Raw genomic sequence first — 18,036 nt, 5'->3', positions numbered from 1 at the left:
CAAAAAATTGAACACAATTTTTATATAGCCTCTTTTGCGCTATTTATTGTTTGTCTCTCATTTCAGGAGTCGCAATGGGCAAGAATTTTTCAGAATTAGAAAATAATTCTGCCAAACGCCTGATTGGTATTGGAGCTGTAATTCTTCTGCATCTGATCATCCTTTATGGACTGATTACAGGATTGTCTAAGCATGTGGAAAAGCCGACTGATGAGCCAGTTGAATTACTCATCATTCAGGACAAAAAGCCTGAACCAGAAAAACCAAAACCTATTGAAAAACCACCTGAGCTTCCAAAGTTAGTGGAGAAAGTATTAAAAACACCCGATCCAAAGCCTCGTGAAAAACAGGTGCAAAAAACCAATCCAGATCCGAAACCTCAGGAAAAACCAACTGAAAAGCCAACACAGAAAACATCTGAAAGCCCAGAGTCTACACCAACCCAAAAAACAGAGTCAGAGCAGAAATCTGATCCTACGCCAAAATCCAAACCTGCTGGTGAAACACGGGGTGTTTCTCGTGGTGAAGCGGGCTGTAAAAAGCCTGATTATCCAAGGGAGTCTTTACAGAGTGAAGAACAAGGTGAAATTCTTATTTCAGTCTTTGTTGGTGCTGATGGCAAAGTTAAAGAAGCCAAAGTTAAAAAATCGAGTGGTAGTAAAGCTTTAGATAGAGCAGCTTCAAAAGCTTTCAGTTTATGTACTTTCAAACCTGCCCTGAAGAATGGTGAACCTCAAGATTCTTGGTATGACATTCCCTATGAATTTGTAATGAATTAATTAAAAAATTGGAGATCCTGAATGAATAAAATGATGAAAACTGTCCGACTTTTTGCATTAACAAGTGTTTTAGCAGGTACGAGTGTACTGCCTATTTCTAGCGTATTTGCAGAAGAAACAGTTACAGCAACAGCAGTTCAAACTACTGAAAATGCTAATAATAGTGCCCATACCCCACCACCTCAACCTGCTACAAGTCAAGCTGTTCACAATCCTTATGGCTTAGAAGCGTTATGGCGTGAAGGCGATATCGTTGCTAAATCGACCTTATTTATCTTGGTGCTGATGTCGATTGGTACATGGTACATCATGGTGACCAAATTTATCCAACAAGCCAAGATTAAACGTCAGGGCAAAGAAGTTGAAGCTAAATTTTGGGATGCAGCTTCGATAGACCATGCAGCAGAAACACTAAATGAAACAAGCGCATACCGTTTTATTGCAGAAAAAGGGATTCATTCAACAAAAAAACATGGAGGCAATTTACTTGAACGAATTGATTTTAATACATGGGTCACGATTTCGATTCAACGTGCCATAGATAAAATCCAAAGTCATTTAAGTGGTGGCTTGGCATTCTTGGCGACAGTAGGTTCAACTGCTCCTTTTGTGGGGTTATTTGGGACGGTTTGGGGAATTTACCATGCCTTGACCGCAATCGGAATTTCAGGACAGGCATCAATTGATAAAGTTGCTGGTCCTGTGGGCGAAGCCTTAATCATGACTGCAATCGGTCTTGCTGTCGCAGTACCTGCCGTACTCGGCTATAACTGGCTCACTCGACGTAACAAAGCAGTTTTGGACAATGTTCGTACTTTTGGTTCTGATCTGCACACTGTGTTATTGAGTGGTGAAATCAAAAATACCAACGACCTTAAATAGTATAAGCAATAATACGAGGTATCTAGCATGGGAATGAGCGTAAATTCAGAAGGCGACGAAGATGATGTAATTTCAGCCATCAATACCACACCATTGGTTGATATTATGTTGGTGTTGCTGATTATCTTTTTAATTACTGTGCCGGTTGCCATACATACAGTGCCAGTTAAATTACCTGAGGAAAAAAATACACCTTATGTGACCAAACCTATCAATATTCAAATTGCAGTCAATAAAGCAGGTGATATTTTTTGGAACGAAAAATATATAGCAGATAAAAATACATTGATCAGCCGTCTACAAGTGGAAGCTCAGAAACGCCCTCAACCAGAGGTACATATTCGAGGCGATCAAGTCACCAAATTTGAGGCAATTGATGAGGTCATTAGTGCTACAAAACAGGCAGGTATTGGCAAAATTGCCTTTGTGACCACTCCTGTTGCTGCACCATGATCAAATAAGAGGAATATTTTATGGCAATGAATGTTGGTTCAAATAAAGATGATGATGTCATGTTGGATGTCAATATGACACCGCTTATCGATGTCATGCTGGTCTTGCTCATCATGTTCATCATTACTATCCCGATCCCCAATAATGCGATTAATATTAATTTACCTAATGGCAATCCTCCACCCAATCAAGATCAACCACTAGAGCCAATCAATTTGAGAATTGATCCACAAGGTAAAATTTTTTGGAATAATCAAGCGGTGGAAAACAAACAAGCGTTGGAAGTTTTATTGGCAAGTGTTGCACAAAAATCTGATCAAGATCAGATCAAAGTACAACCTGACCAATTCACTGAATATAAAGATGTCGCAATGGTTATGGCAGCAGCACAACGCTTAAATGTGAAAAAAATTGCCATTGCAGCAAATCATTAAATCGTAAACTCAAACTGAATCACGCATAGATCAATCTATGCGTGATTCTAAAGCTACTTGAATTTTAAGAAAAAAACCTATTAAAGCACATCTTACTTACTGCTTTGCTGCCAAATTTGATATAAATGAAAAGGCAGATCCAATTTTAATTGAACAAATTGTAAGCCATCTTGCTCTTGTGGAAGCTGCCTAAGTTGCACAGCCACCTGTTCAGTCGATAAACCATAAGGTTCTGCATCAGAATTGGAATAAGCATAGACAATTTTCTCCACGCCAACCATCCGCATTGCAGCCAAACACATTGGGCAAGGCTGACCACTTGCATAGACCACACAATCTTTTAAAGATAAACGCTGTAATTTCTGGCAAGCTTGGCGTACTGCGTTCAGTTCTGCATGTGAAGTCGGATCATTGTGAGCTAAAATCTGATTAACGCCTGTACTTACCAGCTCGCCTTGATAAACAATCACCGCACCGAAAGGACGACCACCTTGCTCAACATTTTCTCTAGCAAGATTCACGGCGTATTGTAAAAACTCAATATCCTGCATGCTTTCATCTTCTCTTAAATAGCTTAAATTTCAGGCAACATCAGTGAGCAAAAGGTTTAAACTTTTTTAACAAACTCAGATTTCAACTTCATTTGACCAATACCCTCAATTTTACAATCGATATCATGACCATCACTACTATCTGTAAGCAAACGAATACTTTTAACTTTAGTACCCACTTTTACCACTGAAGATGAACCTTTGATTTTTAAATCTTTAATGACAGTAACAGCATCACCATCTGCCAAAATATTACCTACAGCATCTTTGATGACAACTTGCTCTTCAGCTTGTGATAACTCACCTTCTTTCCATTCATAACTACATTCAGGGCAAATCAACAAATCACCGTCTTCATAGGTATATTCAGAACTACATTTTGGGCAGTTAGGCAATGACATGATTCACTCCTATAACATTAAAAAAGAAGCATCATAACATCTATCCATTTTTCATCAACTTAAAACCCCTAACAAATATAAGGAATAATAAACATCATGACGAGACTTGATGATTCAGCACCTCAAGCAGTACTGTCAGATGATTATGATCTTCATTCTTGACAGCAGTTAATAAAGTTATTGGACCCTGTTGACCCCATTGTCGCAGTTGTTCTAAATATGCCTGTTGTTGCTCTAATTCAGCCTTATATTTCAGTCTAAATTCGTCCCAACGATGCTCAATATCTTGGTGATACCATTTTCTTAAATCATTTGAAGGTGTTATTTCCTTAAGCCACACATCAATATGTGCATTTTCTTTTTTTATTCCGCGCGGCCATAAACGATCCACAAGAATACGTTTTCCATCTTTTTCAGACACTTCCTCATAGATACGCTTTGTATAAATTGTCACTTTTATTAAACTCTACTGGTCTATTTTTTATTGATCAGGAATAGTTGGATTGACTAAAAGACCGAGAAGCTGCAGCGATTCTTGCCAGCCTAAATAACATGCTTCAACAGGAATGACTTCAGGAATACCTGATTGAGTAATATTCACTTCCGTTCCTACTAACACACTTTTAATGTCAATGATGACTTCAATTTCTCCTGCCAATTCAGGATTATCAAAGCGATCAAAATAACGTATGCGTTGATTCGGAATAAGTTCCGCATACGTTCCACCAAAGGAATGTATTGAACCTGTAGAAAAATTAGTAAACGACATTCGATATGATCCACCTTCAGTTGCATCCATATGATGCACTTTGGCAGTAAAACCATGTGGCGGCATCCATTTGACAAGCGCATCTGGATCTAAAAAAGCCTTGTAAACACGCTCTGCTGGCGCACTGAAAACACGATGCAATTTTACAGTATTACTCATCTTTTACATCCTTGATTATTTATTCTTGTTAAATATCTAGTTTAGCGCTGTAAATTATTGGTATTTGTATGGCTTTAGTAGTTTGAAACTTAAAAAAGAAAAGCATATCTCTTTGGATATGCTCTATAAATAATTGATCTCAATTTAATTGTTGCTCATCACCCTCTTCCATGTCAAAGACATAAGTTGTACATCCCCAACCATCATATTCACCATCAAACTGCTCGGCAATCTTAGTAAACCATTGTTCTAAGTCCACAATATCCTCATATTCTGGAAAAAGATTGACATAGATGGTAATCACCCATTCATTGGGATGTACTTCTTCATCTAAATACAGTGATATTTTTTGTTCTTCTAGTAACAGAGAAATCGCACATTTTTCAGCAAGTTCCTGTGTCTTGAAATACATTGAGAATTCAAGCTCATGTATTTCGTCTAAATCATCACCATCTTCGTGCATTTGCCAAAGTAGATTACCATTATCATCTTCTGGAAATTTTTCAAAATCACGAGTCATGGCTGAGTCCTCTTATAGGGTTATAAAAATAGGATGACTTTAAAAATAACAAAACTTTATGACAGTTTTAAAATATTGCCTATTCGCACACAAATTACTACTTTTATTTGGCTTTGTTTTGTAATAAAAAATGAATTAATTCTATGATAAATAAAAATTCCTAAGGCTTACTGGCGGTTACTAAGTCGTGCTAAAACCAATACTCAAAGGTGAACAATGACACATTTTAATAATCATCAATTGCAGGAAATTCGTTTACTTCTTCAACAAAACCGTAAAGTTGAAGCAGTTAAATATGTTAAAGATCACTCAAATTTAGGTTTAAAAGAGTCCAAAGACTTTGTTGATCAATTTGAAAATCAGGCGCATTTTTTTTACAGTGAATACGCTCATCACAACACAGATGATTTAAATACGCCTCAAACGATACAACATCATGAAATTCTATCGCTCATCCAACAAGGTCGTAAGATTGAAGCAATAAAATTGGTCATGGACCAAAGTCATCTGGGTCTAAAAGATGCTAAAGATTTTGTGGAGGAATTAGCTGAGAGTCCTGATTCTAATATTCTCGACTTTGAATCTGACCAGGATTTTTATCAGCATTCTCATCCTCAGTACAAATCTATTCAAACCAACTACAGCACAGGTGAAATTTTTATTTTATATCAGGATGGTCGTAAAGAACACATTGATGAACATCATCCTGACTGGGATGATATTATGGATCAATTTGGTGGTGGAGCAAGCTATGATTCAGCAAGGGATTATCTTACCACTATGAAAACAAGAACTCAGCAAACCACAACAGATGCCACGCTTCACGTGCACACTCGTCCAAGCGCCTCAACAAGCCCATTGGTAGGAATTGAAGATCAATCGAAGAAAAAACGTTCACCTTTGTTTATCATTGTTATCGTGATCATTATTGCATTCATACTCTACTTGTTAAGCACCCGCTAAGAAAAACATACATCTAATCATGTTTAAACGAAGTTCTAAAATTTTATTTACCCATCTTTTACATCAAGATTAATCAGTATTTTGAGGGCACTATGTATCAACTTAACCCACAACAATTACAAGAATTCTCTACACTAATGAAACTGAGTCAATATGATCAAGCAGAACAACTTTTAATTGAACAACTTCATTTAAGCCCAATTGCATCAAAGAATTTAGTACATGCACTCAGCCAATCTGATGAAGCGATGAAAAGTTTTCAGGCAAATCCGCAAATTGTGTTTGCTGATTCTGCTGAATTTAATAAAGAAATGAAAGCGGTAGAACATAAATCTTTTGAGTTTAATTTTTCTTCCAGTAAAGTGAAAATGACCAATAAGGAAGGAAAAGTCGTCGAAATTGATAACCAACATCCAGATTGGCAAGAAATCAAAAAACAATTCAATATTGATTTAACTCAACCTGATGCTTTGTCTAAATTTGCTGAAAGTTTTAGGCAAGAGCAATCACAAAATAAAGACTCGCAAGAAACTTTTTCATCTCAAGATACCAGCGCTTCACCTCATTCATCCACCCCAGCAGGTGTTGAAGACTTAAACCATCAAAATAAATCCAGTTCAATCTGACTACTGATAGGATTTATATTGCTGATCGGCGTTGTTGCCTTCTATTATTTTAAGACTTAAAAACATTTGAAATTAATATAATTCAATAATATCAATGGTTGGTGGTACTCTAAAGCGAAATGGTACGCCCACCATGCCAGTGCCCACGCTGACAAAAACATCTGCATTCTCATGCTGATATAAGCCACGTTTATGCCCTAAGATCGACACCTTTTTCATCACATAACTGGTTAACCACGGCAGTTCAACTTGTCCACCATGTGTATGACCAGACAACATGAGTGGACGTATCGGTAATTGAGGAACCATATCCACTGTGTCGGGATTATGCGATAAAATTAGCCACGGTTTATCTTGAGGTAATTCTGGCATATATCGCATATCGGCTTTACCAGCCCATAAGTCTCCAATCCCGATTAAACGAAAGTCATCGAACTCAACAATTTTTCCTTCAATGTCCATTACATTGTTGGCTTGTAATGCTTTTGCCAGCAACGTTTGAATAGGTGGTCCAGGATATTGTTCATCATGGTTACCATTGACAGAATAAACAGGCGCTTGAATCTCTTTTAAAATGGCGAGTTCTTCGACCAGTTTATTTTCAGGCTCATAAGTCCAATCCCCTGCAACCACAACAAAATCAGGTTGTGCTAAGTTGACTTTTTTCACGATACTTTTAAGTTGACGTTCATGCCCTGAAAAAAGCCCGATATGTAAATCTGCCAACAATGCAACTTTGACAGGTCGTACAAAACGTTGTGATTGTCCTAGAGCATAAGATAAATGTTTGACATGTACCGTATGCGGTTCAATAAACCGTGCATATATCAATAAAGCGCTCAATATGAAAATAAAAATACTTTCGTGTAAGGAAAATATTCCAATCCAACCTGCATAAATGCTAAAAAACAACAACGGAATTAATAAATAAGACAGGTAAAATGCCAAAAGATGGACAAAGGATTTAAAAGGATGGATCGTTTCAGTTCTAGATTGACTTAACCATGCTTGGCTAATGCCCCATATGGCAAGCACAATAAAGCAGAGATAAAAAATTGAGGTCATCGTTAAGGTTGGAAGCATATTCAATCTCTCAAGTACCATGTACTTGTCATCTCATTATTTATCTTTTCGATGAAGGCAATTATACTCTAGCTCTGAGAAATCTTAGAAAATATTATGCAACGAACGATCAATCGTAATACTCAATTACAGCAAAAAGATGACAATCAGCAGACTAAAAACTGGCTGCTTGTTCTCAGCTCGTGCTTATTTCTAAGTCTTTCGGCATGCTCTACTTTACCAAAACAGCAAAATATCAAGCCAGAATATGCCTATGACATAGACACCAAAGACACTTCTTTGGCAAAAATTATTAACCCCTTAAAAAGTCAAAATCCAGAATTAACAGGTTATCACGTTCTGTATGATCCTCTTGAAGCCATTGCAGCGCGTATTAATCTGATCGAAAAAGCACAAAAAACATTAGATCTACAATATTACATTTGGGACAATGACAAAATTGGTTCATTGGCTTTATATAAAATTATTGAAGCGGCGGATCGTGGTGTTAAAGTTCGTTTATTAATTGATGATAACAATGCCAAGCAGATGGAAGGTGTCTATCTCGCATTGGATCAGCATCCAAACATTGAAGTTAAATTATTCAACCCATATCGTTTTAGAAGCTTGCGCCCGATTGACATGGTACTGGATTTAAAACGTATCAATCGACGAATGCATAATAAAACCTTTACTGCTGACAATCAGATTTCTTTGATTGGCGGACGTAATATGAGTAATCAATATTATAATGTCAGTGACAACTACCAATTTTCAGATGTTGATGTCATGTTGGTTGGACAAGCAGTAGATGATATTACCCATTCATTTGATGAATATTGGAATCACAGCTATGCTTATCCTGTCAGAAATATTGTCAATCACAATACTTATACCCTGCGTTATGACAACTTAAAACAACAACTCACTCACCACTACCAAGAAATAACGGTGCAAAATTATTTAAATTTAAGTAATCGCACACATGCCTTTGATGAATGGTTGCATCACAATATCCAACTCGATTGGGTTAAAGCGGAAGTCGTAAAAGACGCACCAGATAAAATTCAGGCGAAAGCAAAAAAAGAACAACATCTCAACTTTCAGATGGTTAAACGTTTAGATATCCCCACGCAAAGTGTAGATCTCATTTCTGCCTATTTTGTGCCGCAGAAAAAGGGAGAAGCAAAGCTGATTGAACTGGCACAAGAAGGTGTCAAAGTTCGTGTTTTGACCAATTCATTTAAAGCCAATGATGTCGCGCTAGTCCACGCGTTTTATGCTAAATACCGTGATGATTTGCTTAAAAATGGTGTAGAGCTATATGAATTCCTTCCAGCTGTCTCTGAGGAAAATTTATATGCCAATTCAGAAGAAATCTCAAAAAAAGCCAAAGTCAGTTTAAAAGGATTAAGCCGTTCAAGTTTGCATGCCAAATTGATGGCGATCGACAATAAACAAGTATTTATTGGCTCTTTTAATTTTGATCCACGTTCCGCCAACTTAAACACAGAAATTGGAGTGATTATCAATAGCCCGCCATTGGCCAATGCGGTACATAAAACCATGGATGAGCATTTAAAAAAATATGCCTATAAATTAGTTTTGGACTCACAAAACAAAATCAACTGGCTGAAAGAAACGCCTCAAGGCATTGTTACGCTTAGAAAAGAACCCAAAATGAAATGGTGGCAAAAAGCTGGCATTAAAGTGATTTCATGGTTGCCGATCGAAGGCTTTATGTAAGTCTAGAAAATTGTTAAACCTTTTTGTTGATTCATTTATTTCGTACTTTTGAATCATATAGATGATCTTTCTATCATGAGACGACATGAATGTCGCCATGTTGAGTGGTGTATATGAGTAAAAACAAAGCGCTGCTGGGTTTGCAGCGCAAGAATACACCGAAATAAAACATGGGTTGAGCAAAGTGAAGCTTCGCCTACGCACATTGATTTAATGAAGAAAAATACAATAACCTGTTGAAAACTAGTCTATTGTAAGAACTTCTTTCTGTAAGTCTTCCAAACCTTTTTGCATCATTTCTTGGACTTGTTGAGTCAGCGTTTCAACAGTATGTCCTTCTGTAGAAATAGCGGGAAAGGTTTTTAAATGTGCCACTACTTTAGGCATTTCTAAAACGGCTTGTACATGCTCAACAAATCCTGTTTCACCAATAAATGGAACCACGCTATCTAATTTTCCATCTTGATTGACATAGCAAATTACACAGACTTGAACAGGCTTTTTAGCCTCAATGGCTGCGCCTAAAATACGCCCATGAACTTTTTTAACTTTTGATCCATCTGTCGTTGTTGCTTCTGGGAAAAACAATACAGGAATATCTTTACGTAAAAAATCTGCAATTTGTTCACGAATACGAACAGAGTCCCCAGAACCACGTTTAATAAATAATGTACCACCACCTTTCGCAAGATTTCCAAAGACTGGCCAACTCTCGATTTCAGCCTTCGCCAAGAAAAATACACGTGCGCCTGAGCCAAGAACAGCTATATCTAACCAAGAAATATGATTACTCACCCACAATGCAGGTTCACGTGGAATATCACCATGGACACGCACATCCACATTGAACACTTCACTCAAACGGCGACAAAAATATTGAACGTAACGGGTATTTTTTGGATTATTCGGATCTTTATATAATTGATGGCGATAAACGAGATAAAAGCCTTCTGCAACAGCAGATGTACTTGATACTAATTTTTTACCATATAAAAAAACTTTAGATAAAGCACTTAAATTCGATGATTTTGACTTTTTGATTGCTTGTTGTTGAGTCATAGACATTCACTAAACAGAATATATTTCATATTAAACCACGGCTATTGTATACAAATCATATTCAACTTGCATTGACCTTAAATCGCTTTAGTAAAATTTACCTCACTACTGATGATTATAATCGGTGCTCTATCATTTTAAATAGATCAAATTTTTTCAAGAATATGATCTTTTTATAGCATCTGTTAAGCCCGTTCTTTATCGGTTAAAACGGACATCTCGCTTATTGTTTGCAATTTTATTTCATTACACCAACACTCATTCAGGATTTACACTGCAATATCCTTTAGAATGAATTTTTATCGAAGCAATGGCTGAGTTGTATTATCTGTGGAATATGTTGATCAAAGTCAAGGTGGTGAAAAAACCATTCTAGTCACAGTAAATGTTCAAATCTTAGAAGATTTAGATCCAGAAGAATTTCGCTTGTTGGCAAAGTCTGCTGGGGCAGAGATTCTAGACCATTTAACCGTACAACGGATTAAACCTGATCCAAAATTCTTTATTGGTACAGGAAAAGCAGAAGAAATTGCTGAGCAAGTCGAGAATGATGAAATTGAATTGATGATTTTTGACCAAGCCCTATCCCCTGCTCAGGAAAGAAATTTAGAACGCATTTTAAAATGCCGTGTCATCGATCGTACTGGTTTAATTTTGGATATTTTTGCACAACGTGCACGTACACATGAAGGTAAATTACAAGTTGAGTTGGCTCAGCTTAATCATTTGTCTTCTCGTTTAGTGCGTAGTCGAAGCAATTTAGATAGCCAAAAAGGAGGAATCGGTTTACGTGGACCTGGTGAAACATTACTTGAGACAGATCGCCGTTTATTGCGTATTCGTATGGAGCAACTCAAAGATCGTCTAGAAAAAGTTCGTAAAACACGAGTTCAGGGGCGTGCAGCGCGTCAAAAAGCCAATATTCCAACCGTTTCCTTAGTGGGTTATACCAATGCAGGAAAATCAACACTGTTTAATATTTTGGCAAACAGTGATGTTTATGCAGCAGATCAGCTCTTTGCAACATTAGATCCAACATTGCGTCGTTTGGATTGGGATGGTATTGGCACATTGGTTCTTGCAGATACTGTTGGTTTTGTGCGCAATCTCGCTCATTCTTTAGTCGAATCTTTTAAAGCTACGCTAGAAGAAACCTTAGAGGCAACTTTGTTGCTACATGTGATCGATGCCAGTAGTCCAGACATGATGGAGCAAATCGATGCGGTTGAAACCGTATTAAAAGAAATTGGTGCTGATATTCCAACGCTTAGGGTGTATAACAAAATTGACCAAAGTCATGATGAAGCAAAAATCATCTATGCCAAACCTCATCAACCCGAGCGTGTTTATGTTTCAGCCCATACCAAACAAGGCTTAGACCTGCTTCGTAGAGCAGTGCATGAATGTTTAATGGGACAAATTCAAAAATTTGAACTGCGCTTAAAACCTGCTTATGGGAAACTCAAAAATCAGCTTTATGAATTGAATGTGATTGAATCCGAACATTATGATGATGACGGTCAGCTCCTTTTGAGCATTGCCATTGCCCCACATAAACTTGAGCAGCTCATTAAACAGGCACATTTACCGATTGATGAAATTCTTGGAGAGAAAGCCCAACAGTTTAAAAGACCATTAGAAGAGTTTGAAATAAAGCGCTAAATCGGTTAAAACGTGAAAGGTCAAATTTTATAAATAAACACACATGGATCAGTTAAAAGGTATCGATTGGCAAGCTTGGATCTTCACGTTAGGACTCATCATCTTTTTTCGTGAAGCTTCAGTATTTATCATGTCGCAATTTAATCACCCAGAACTGGGAAATTTAACAGGCTTATTAAGCTTATTGGTTGTTTTGGTTGTTTGGCGTAAATTCAAAAAAATTCCAGCGCGACTGGTCGATACCAACAATAAATTAATGAAAGAAAGTGGCTTTGCATTTCTGCCTATCTGTGCAGGCTCATTGATCATGCTAGTCAGCATGGGCAAAGAAATTCCATTATTTTTAGTGATTATGTTTGTTAGTACGCTGATTCCATTATGGATTTATGCAAAAATGGCAAAAAAGTGGTTATAGGAGAAACATATGTTAAGTGTACTGACTGGTTTTTTAATCACTTTAATTGCTTATCTTGCTGCAAAACCCATCAATAAGCGTTTTCCTCAAGTACCATTACTGGTGATAGGCATGTTTTTTGTCATTGGGATTTTAATGTTATTTAAAATTCCTTATGAAAAATACAATACCGATATGAATGGACTATTTAGTCACCTCTTGGGTTATGTCACTGTTGCTTTAGCGATTCCTCTGGCTGCAATGCGTTATGATGATTTACCGTTAAAATCTATCGTAGGTATTTTAGTCTTTGCCAGTATCAGTGCTGTCGCTTTACCCATGAGCTTGGCTTATTTATTACACATGTCTGAACCGACGATTATGGCTTTTGCAACACGTGCAGTAACGACGCCGATTGCGATCAATATTGCAACTTTATTGCACTCGCCAGTCACTTTAGTAATTTTGATCGTCATTTTATCAGGTGTAATTGGTGCTGCATTTTCATCGATTATTTTACGTAATATAAATGACGAACGCGCGTCAGGCTTAGCTTTGGGGCTAGCTGCACATGCAATTGGAACTGCGCAAGCATGGCAACGTGGCGCAGTTGCTGGGCGTTATGCAGCATTTGGTATGGCTGTAAATGCGGTCTTTACCGCAATCTGGTTGCCAACCTTTATACTGTTTCTTAAATAAGTGTGATTTATTTAACTTTTCACGTGATTGCACAGGGTAATTATTCAGCTTAATATGAACTATACTTCCCCATTTTGATAAGGAATCAAGAAATGAGGTTTAATAAGTTTATTTTAGGGACATTATTTTCCATTTTAAGCTGTAGTAGTATGGCAAAAGATATCACGGGTATCTGGAAAAATATTGATGATAAAACGGGTTCATCAAAAGCCATTCTTGAAATACGAAAAGAGTCTAATGGAACCTATACGGGTAAAATCATTAAGGTGACGCCACGTCCAGGCTATACACCAAAAGAAACCTGCGTAGATTGTCCTGAACCTTATACCAATAAGCCTATTTTAGGTATGGATGTACTGAAAAACCTAAAGCAAAGCAGTGATGAAGATTATGTTGGTGGAAAAATTATTGACCCATTGACAGGTAAAATCTATTCAATGAAAGCCAAACTCAGCCCAAATGGCAATCGTTTATTATTAAGAGGCTATGTCGGCGTTTCGGCACTTGGTCGTAGTCAAACTTGGATTCGTGAATAATTTAATTCGCGAATCTCTACTTCTTTTATTCAAACAACAAAGTAGGTATGCTGATGAAAAAAGGATTTTTCTGTTGTATGCTGTTTAGTATCGTCAGCTGGACACATGCCGCTGATATTACTGGAACTTGGCGCACGGTGGATGACAGAACAGGTTATGTCCGTGCTTATATTCAAATTGAAAAACAAAAAGACGATACTTATGCTGGAAAAATCATTAAAGATTTTCCTGCTCCTGGTGAAGTGCCCTTAACCCAATGTCATAACTGCCCTGCTCCATTTACCAATAAGCCAATTATAGGATTGACCATTTTGCAAAAAATGAAAGTTGATCCTAAAGACCCCAACAATTATATCGGCGGTGAAGTTCTCGATCCTCGTGGAGGCAAAATTTATCATGGTAAAGCACGCCTAAATGCTAGTGGTAACCGACTTACACTACGTGGCTATATTGGAATATCAATGATTGGTCGCAGTCAAACATGGATTAGAATGGAATAATTATCCTTTCAAACCCAATTCGATGTGCTGATAAATAATGAGCTACTCATTGGATTTAAACCCCAAACAGTCACCTATTTCAGCTCAGCAGGACTAAAGTCCTGCTTTGTGTATAACGCAAATTGAGACAACATCTCGTTAAAATCACTTAATCTTTAAACATAAAACACGGCATCATACATATTTGCCATCATCAAATAGCTAAAGCTGATCTCTTTTATCCATCATTTACATGTTTAATTTCCCGATAAAACCTATTTTATAAAATTCAACTCTACGCAAATTTTTTAAAGGAATATTAAGCTTTGGCTATTTATATATGCACCATGTCCAACATGGTTGCATCGATATGTATAACCATCTCACCTATCTCGCAAAAATCATCAGAACTTATTTTGTTTCAGATAAAACCTACCTAAGCAAAAGATTCGTACAAAAATTAGGATATCTTCCGAACTTGTATCATCCACAAAGTTTCAATGAAAAAGTAACTTCGAGGATGATTTTTGAGCGAAATTCTCTTCATACCGCACTGGCTGACAAACTTGCGGTTAGACAATTGATTGAAGATAAGATTTGCATTTCACATGTGGTACCACTGCTTGGTGTATATCATTGTTTTAATGAAATTAACTTTGATCAGTTGCCTGAAAAATTTGTCTTAAAATGCAATCATGACAGTGGTAGTGCCTTGGTTTGTAAAGATAAAAATCAATTCGATTTTAAAAAAGCCGAGCGCAACCAGATGGAACCAATAACTGATGAGCTAACGAGAGTTCTCCCTGATCCATACTGCCAAGTTTGGCGTCAATAATTTCGTGAGTATTGGTGTTAACCAAACATGTTGCTCTCACTTGTGGATAGGGCGCGATAGCTGTTTTACCTTTGGATGAACAGAAGTATTTAAAGTTTTCATCTGTAAGAGGCATTGACCAGACCACGCCATCAACAGCACATATCTGAAGCCCATGAAAATCTGGATACTGTTGTTGTGCATCCTTAAACCAAGCCTGACTTAAGGTTGAAAATTAAACACTCAGGGGTTCTAAACCTAGACGTTGTCTGGCTTGTACAGATGCGCTAGGAGCACAATAGTGAGTTGTTCCAAACACAAGTTGTAATTGTTGTACGACATACCAAATGGGTTGATCACGAAATAAGGCAAGTCCAATCACCAGCCAAACCACATGTTCAGCAGGGGGTTTTCTTTTTCGAATAGATGCTTTCCCTGTCTGTTGCAGGCTCTGTTCAATCCAATTTAAATCGATCATCTCACTAAAATGAGCCAATGTTAAAGGGGATTGTTGAGAGATAAGTTCTAGATTTTGAGATAAAGTCATAAAAAAATGAGCATATTTATATACACTCATTTTTACCGCATTTTAACTTTTTTGTCTTAACTGATCAGCATTCCACTCTGGTGAGTGGGTTTGGTTTCTTGTATGCCTACTTTATTTCAAGTGGAAAGAATAACTTGTGGTTTGTTACTCTCGCACCAGCCATAAACATTCTGGCTTTAGAGTCCCTAAACTCATATGCTGACCAAACCAATCCAGCATAAAAGTCTATGAACTGCAACTCCAAGCATTTTGAACTATCCATAGGTGACACATTACAAGATTGATTTTCCACATAATGTTCAATAGATTGCTCTAAAATCATTTGGTTTAAATACTCACCCATATTCCATTTTGTATTGACTTTTTCACTACGTCTATCAGGCATGAAATCTACGAATTTTGATTCACATATTGGTTTTAATAACAAACACTTAATCATGTAGTTATACAAAACGTTTGGGTCTTTCTTCATTTTTGAATTTACATACTCTTTATGAACCGTAATTGATCTCAATTGGATATCTTTGTGTTCTGAGAGCAGCTTTGCCACCAGTCTTAGAAAAAGTTCTTTATCTGCTGTATTTAAATCAACAGACTTCAATTCATTACTAAGCGGTCTATTTCTCTTTTTGTATAATGCTCGTACGATACGTTGAATATATTTAGATTTTTCTTCAGGCATACAAATAGCAGCTAAGGTTAGCATTCTGCTTGACCCACCTTTTTGATAAGGATCATGCATATTCCAGCCTAAATCACCACTCTCATCCAAATATATAAATGTTCGCATAAATAATTTATTATCAAGTATTAAAAAAGCCTCTAAATAATTTTAGAGGCTCTAGAATTCAGGTGCGGCACCTAGAGGCAACTTACTTACAGTAAGTTTACGATTATCGCAGGATTTATCGTACCTCGGTCTAGGCGTGGATTATTTATACCGCGCTGCGACTACATGCTTATAATACCCATTAAACATGGCATAGGTCAACATCTATGGTATCAGTAAGAATTCTTTTGTTAATAGCTATTATATTACTAAAAAATCTCAACTACCCACATAAAATATTGTTTTATATATAAAATTCAATTAACTTTACTCTAAAACAGTATTCAATAGTTACAACTTAATAACTATCCAAAACGGCATAAGTAAATGTCTATTGTATCACTAAAAAAATTCTAAATTAGTTATTTTTGGTACTAAGTTGCTCTCAAAAAAACCTCCCGAGAGGGATAACGCTTATCACAGATCCACCAAACGAGCGGTGAGCTCTGGAAAAATTTGAGCAACCACGATGATACTGTCACGTTTACCTTGTTCACCTGTGAACTCAAATACATTTGTAAATTTATTAGGACTTAGTTTTAATTCTAATTCTTGCGCCCATGCTTTTGCATCTCTCAGAGTTGTAAAGGTTTGGTACTGTGACGGATGAGGCTTAATGCCAACAGTAGCGGTTATACTTTTTTTCTTTTTTAATATGTTCCCATTCTAATTTCAACCTTGTCGCACTTAATTTCTAAATTCATTGTATTTTAAATCAAATGGATTTTTAAATTAAAATCTAAGTTGTTGTTATTTACATATTATCTTAAAATCAGATAAACCATACTTAAAAATAAAGCCACTGTATGTGGCTTTATTCAGATCACATCACTGGATTATCAACTTTAAAAATTTCTTTATCTTCTAGTCGATATGCAATCAATTGATGCCCCCATACACAACCACCATCCACATTTTGAATTTGTGAACTGATGCTTTTACCTTGCAAAGCTGCCCAATGTCCAAAAATAATCTGATGCGTTTGAGCAGTCTTTGATTCAAACTCAAACCAAGGCTGAAATCCTTCAGGCATCGGTTCATCCAGCGCATCTTTAAAACTAAACTCTAAACGACCTTGAGCATCGGTTAAACGCATACGGGTAAGATAATTGGTAATACAGCGTCGTCGTGCATTGCCCTGTAAATTATCTTCCCACAATGCAGGTTCAGCACCATACATCTCTTTTAGAAATGAATCGAGTACGTCAAAATCATCATCCGCCAATACAGTTTCGACTTCTTTTGCCAAAACAGCAGTTTGTTCTGCATCCCAAATATTGGGAATACCAGCATGAGTCAAAATAGTCTGAGGGTTTGGAAAAAGACACAAAGGCTGCTTACGTAACCAGTCAATCAACTCATCACTTTCCAAAGCGTGAATGACATCATCAATATGATCTTTGTCTTTAAGTTTTTTGATCCCACGAGCAACTGCCAGTAAATTTAAATCATGGTTCCCCAACACTGTTGCAGCGCAGCCTCGCTCGCATAGTTTTTTAATAAAGCGTAATGCACCTACTGAGTTTTCACCACGCGCAACCAAATCACCTGCAAACCAAATGTAATCTTGATCAGCATCAAACTGTATTGCTTTCAATAATGCTTTCAGTGCTTCAAAACAACCTTGTACATCACCAATCACATAATTAAATCTGACATTTTCTCGTGACAT

At 36.9% G+C, this 18,036-nt stretch carries 21 protein-coding genes and 2 pseudogenes; 13 read left to right on the top strand and 10 right to left on the bottom strand.

Annotated features, from left to right (window positions below; translation table 11 throughout):
* Positions 1–74 precede the first annotated feature (74 nt).
* From TOL5_RS04625 to TOL5_RS04610, 4 genes are read left to right on the top strand one after another with little or no spacing between them, the layout of a single operon-like run.
* Positions 75–779, top strand: a complete 705-nt coding sequence (locus tag TOL5_RS04625; protein WP_121774145.1) for a TonB family protein — start codon at positions 75–77, stop codon at positions 777–779.
* A gap of 21 nt (positions 780–800) precedes the next feature.
* A complete protein-coding gene (locus tag TOL5_RS04620) occupies positions 801–1,661 on the top strand; it encodes a MotA/TolQ/ExbB proton channel family protein (RefSeq protein WP_009585889.1) in 861 nt (286 codons plus the stop codon).
* A 27-nt stretch (positions 1,662–1,688) separates the two neighbouring features.
* Entirely contained in the window at positions 1,689–2,114 is a 426-nt protein-coding gene (locus TOL5_RS04615; protein ID WP_042088146.1) for an ExbD/TolR family protein, read from the top strand.
* 20 nt (positions 2,115–2,134) lie between these two features.
* Positions 2,135–2,548, top strand: coding sequence for an ExbD/TolR family protein (locus tag TOL5_RS04610; protein WP_042088144.1), 414 nt, complete (start codon positions 2,135–2,137; stop codon positions 2,546–2,548).
* A 92-nt stretch (positions 2,549–2,640) separates the two neighbouring features.
* Here the strand turns inward: TOL5_RS04610 and TOL5_RS04605 are convergent, their stop codons facing one another.
* The 5 genes from TOL5_RS04605 to TOL5_RS04585 all read right to left on the bottom strand — a co-directional run bounded on the left by TOL5_RS04605 (position 2,641) and on the right by TOL5_RS04585 (position 4,948).
* Positions 2,641–3,099, bottom strand: coding sequence for a nucleoside deaminase (locus tag TOL5_RS04605; protein WP_121774144.1), 459 nt, complete (start codon positions 3,097–3,099; stop codon positions 2,641–2,643).
* Positions 3,100–3,155: 56 nt separating this feature from the next.
* Positions 3,156–3,500, bottom strand: coding sequence for a zinc ribbon domain-containing protein YjdM (locus TOL5_RS04600; protein WP_005033408.1), 345 nt, complete (start codon positions 3,498–3,500; stop codon positions 3,156–3,158).
* Positions 3,501–3,594: 94 nt separating this feature from the next.
* Positions 3,595–3,954, bottom strand: coding sequence for a DUF488 domain-containing protein (locus tag TOL5_RS04595; RefSeq protein ID WP_121774143.1), 360 nt, complete (start codon positions 3,952–3,954; stop codon positions 3,595–3,597).
* 27 nt (positions 3,955–3,981) lie between these two features.
* The gene (locus tag TOL5_RS04590; RefSeq protein ID WP_009585895.1) at positions 3,982–4,428 is read right to left on the bottom strand and encodes an SRPBCC family protein; all 447 of its coding nucleotides are present in this window, start codon (positions 4,426–4,428) and stop codon (positions 3,982–3,984) included.
* 139 nt (positions 4,429–4,567) lie between these two features.
* The gene (locus TOL5_RS04585) at positions 4,568–4,948 is read right to left on the bottom strand and encodes a ribonuclease E inhibitor RraB (protein ID WP_121774142.1); all 381 of its coding nucleotides are present in this window, start codon (positions 4,946–4,948) and stop codon (positions 4,568–4,570) included.
* A gap of 216 nt (positions 4,949–5,164) precedes the next feature.
* Between TOL5_RS04585 and TOL5_RS04580 the strand changes: the two genes are divergently transcribed.
* A complete protein-coding gene (locus tag TOL5_RS04580; protein ID WP_121774141.1) occupies positions 5,165–5,911 on the top strand; it encodes a hypothetical protein in 747 nt (248 codons plus the stop codon).
* Positions 5,912–6,003: 92 nt separating this feature from the next.
* A complete protein-coding gene (locus tag TOL5_RS04575) occupies positions 6,004–6,537 on the top strand; it encodes a hypothetical protein (RefSeq protein WP_121774140.1) in 534 nt (177 codons plus the stop codon).
* A gap of 72 nt (positions 6,538–6,609) precedes the next feature.
* Here TOL5_RS04575 and TOL5_RS04570 read toward each other — a convergent pair whose 3' ends face one another.
* Positions 6,610–7,620, bottom strand: a complete 1,011-nt coding sequence (locus TOL5_RS04570; protein ID WP_042088439.1) for a metallophosphoesterase — start codon at positions 7,618–7,620, stop codon at positions 6,610–6,612.
* Positions 7,621–7,716: 96 nt separating this feature from the next.
* On the opposite strand from TOL5_RS04570, the gene TOL5_RS04565 reads away from it, so the two are divergent.
* Positions 7,717–9,345 (top strand): phospholipase D family protein, encoded by a 1,629-nt coding sequence (locus TOL5_RS04565; protein ID WP_042088441.1) that lies wholly within the window; start codon positions 7,717–7,719, stop codon positions 9,343–9,345.
* 243 nt (positions 9,346–9,588) lie between these two features.
* Here TOL5_RS04565 and TOL5_RS04560 read toward each other — a convergent pair whose 3' ends face one another.
* A complete protein-coding gene (locus TOL5_RS04560) occupies positions 9,589–10,404 on the bottom strand; it encodes a lysophospholipid acyltransferase family protein (RefSeq protein ID WP_121774139.1) in 816 nt (271 codons plus the stop codon).
* Between the two features lie 330 nt (positions 10,405–10,734).
* Here TOL5_RS04560 and hflX point away from each other — a divergent pair, with 330 nt between their 5' ends.
* The 6 genes and pseudogenes from hflX to TOL5_RS04530 all read left to right on the top strand — a co-directional run.
* Complete coding sequence (gene hflX / locus TOL5_RS04555) at positions 10,735–12,066, top strand: ribosome rescue GTPase HflX (protein WP_121774138.1); 1,332 nt, start codon at positions 10,735–10,737, stop codon at positions 12,064–12,066.
* A 43-nt stretch (positions 12,067–12,109) separates the two neighbouring features.
* The gene (locus tag TOL5_RS04550; protein ID WP_004829835.1) at positions 12,110–12,481 is read left to right on the top strand and encodes a hypothetical protein; all 372 of its coding nucleotides are present in this window, start codon (positions 12,110–12,112) and stop codon (positions 12,479–12,481) included.
* 9 nt (positions 12,482–12,490) lie between these two features.
* On the top strand, positions 12,491–13,159 hold the full coding sequence (locus TOL5_RS04545; RefSeq protein ID WP_004829838.1) for an LrgB family protein: 669 nt from the start codon (positions 12,491–12,493) through the stop codon (positions 13,157–13,159).
* A gap of 92 nt (positions 13,160–13,251) precedes the next feature.
* Positions 13,252–13,695, top strand: coding sequence for a DUF2147 domain-containing protein (locus TOL5_RS04540; protein ID WP_046759517.1), 444 nt, complete (start codon positions 13,252–13,254; stop codon positions 13,693–13,695).
* A gap of 53 nt (positions 13,696–13,748) precedes the next feature.
* The gene (locus TOL5_RS04535; protein ID WP_121774137.1) at positions 13,749–14,195 is read left to right on the top strand and encodes a DUF2147 domain-containing protein; all 447 of its coding nucleotides are present in this window, start codon (positions 13,749–13,751) and stop codon (positions 14,193–14,195) included.
* Positions 14,196–14,544: 349 nt separating this feature from the next.
* A pseudogene (locus tag TOL5_RS04530) lies at positions 14,545–14,931 on the top strand (ATP-grasp fold amidoligase family protein); the annotation flags it as partial.
* Here the strand turns inward: TOL5_RS04530 and TOL5_RS22665 are convergent.
* From TOL5_RS22665 to TOL5_RS04515, 3 genes and pseudogenes are all read right to left on the bottom strand, one after another.
* Positions 14,921–15,535, bottom strand: a pseudogene (locus TOL5_RS22665) (transposase domain-containing protein); the annotation flags it as partial. The pseudogenes TOL5_RS04530 and TOL5_RS22665 overlap by 11 nt on opposite strands.
* Before the next feature lie 106 nt (positions 15,536–15,641).
* A complete protein-coding gene (locus TOL5_RS04520; protein WP_005033444.1) occupies positions 15,642–16,325 on the bottom strand; it encodes a DUF3800 domain-containing protein in 684 nt (227 codons plus the stop codon).
* Between the two features lie 862 nt (positions 16,326–17,187).
* Positions 17,188–18,036: a symmetrical bis(5'-nucleosyl)-tetraphosphatase gene (locus tag TOL5_RS04515; protein ID WP_005033446.1), complete on the bottom strand. Its 849-nt coding sequence runs from the start codon at positions 18,034–18,036 to the stop codon at positions 17,188–17,190.

The organism is Acinetobacter sp. Tol 5, from assembly GCF_019702905.1.
GTDB classification, from domain to species: Bacteria; Pseudomonadota; Gammaproteobacteria; order Pseudomonadales; family Moraxellaceae; genus Acinetobacter; species Acinetobacter bereziniae.
Note: the sequence above shows the minus strand (reverse complement) of the source record. Positions and strands in the feature narration are given on the sequence as shown.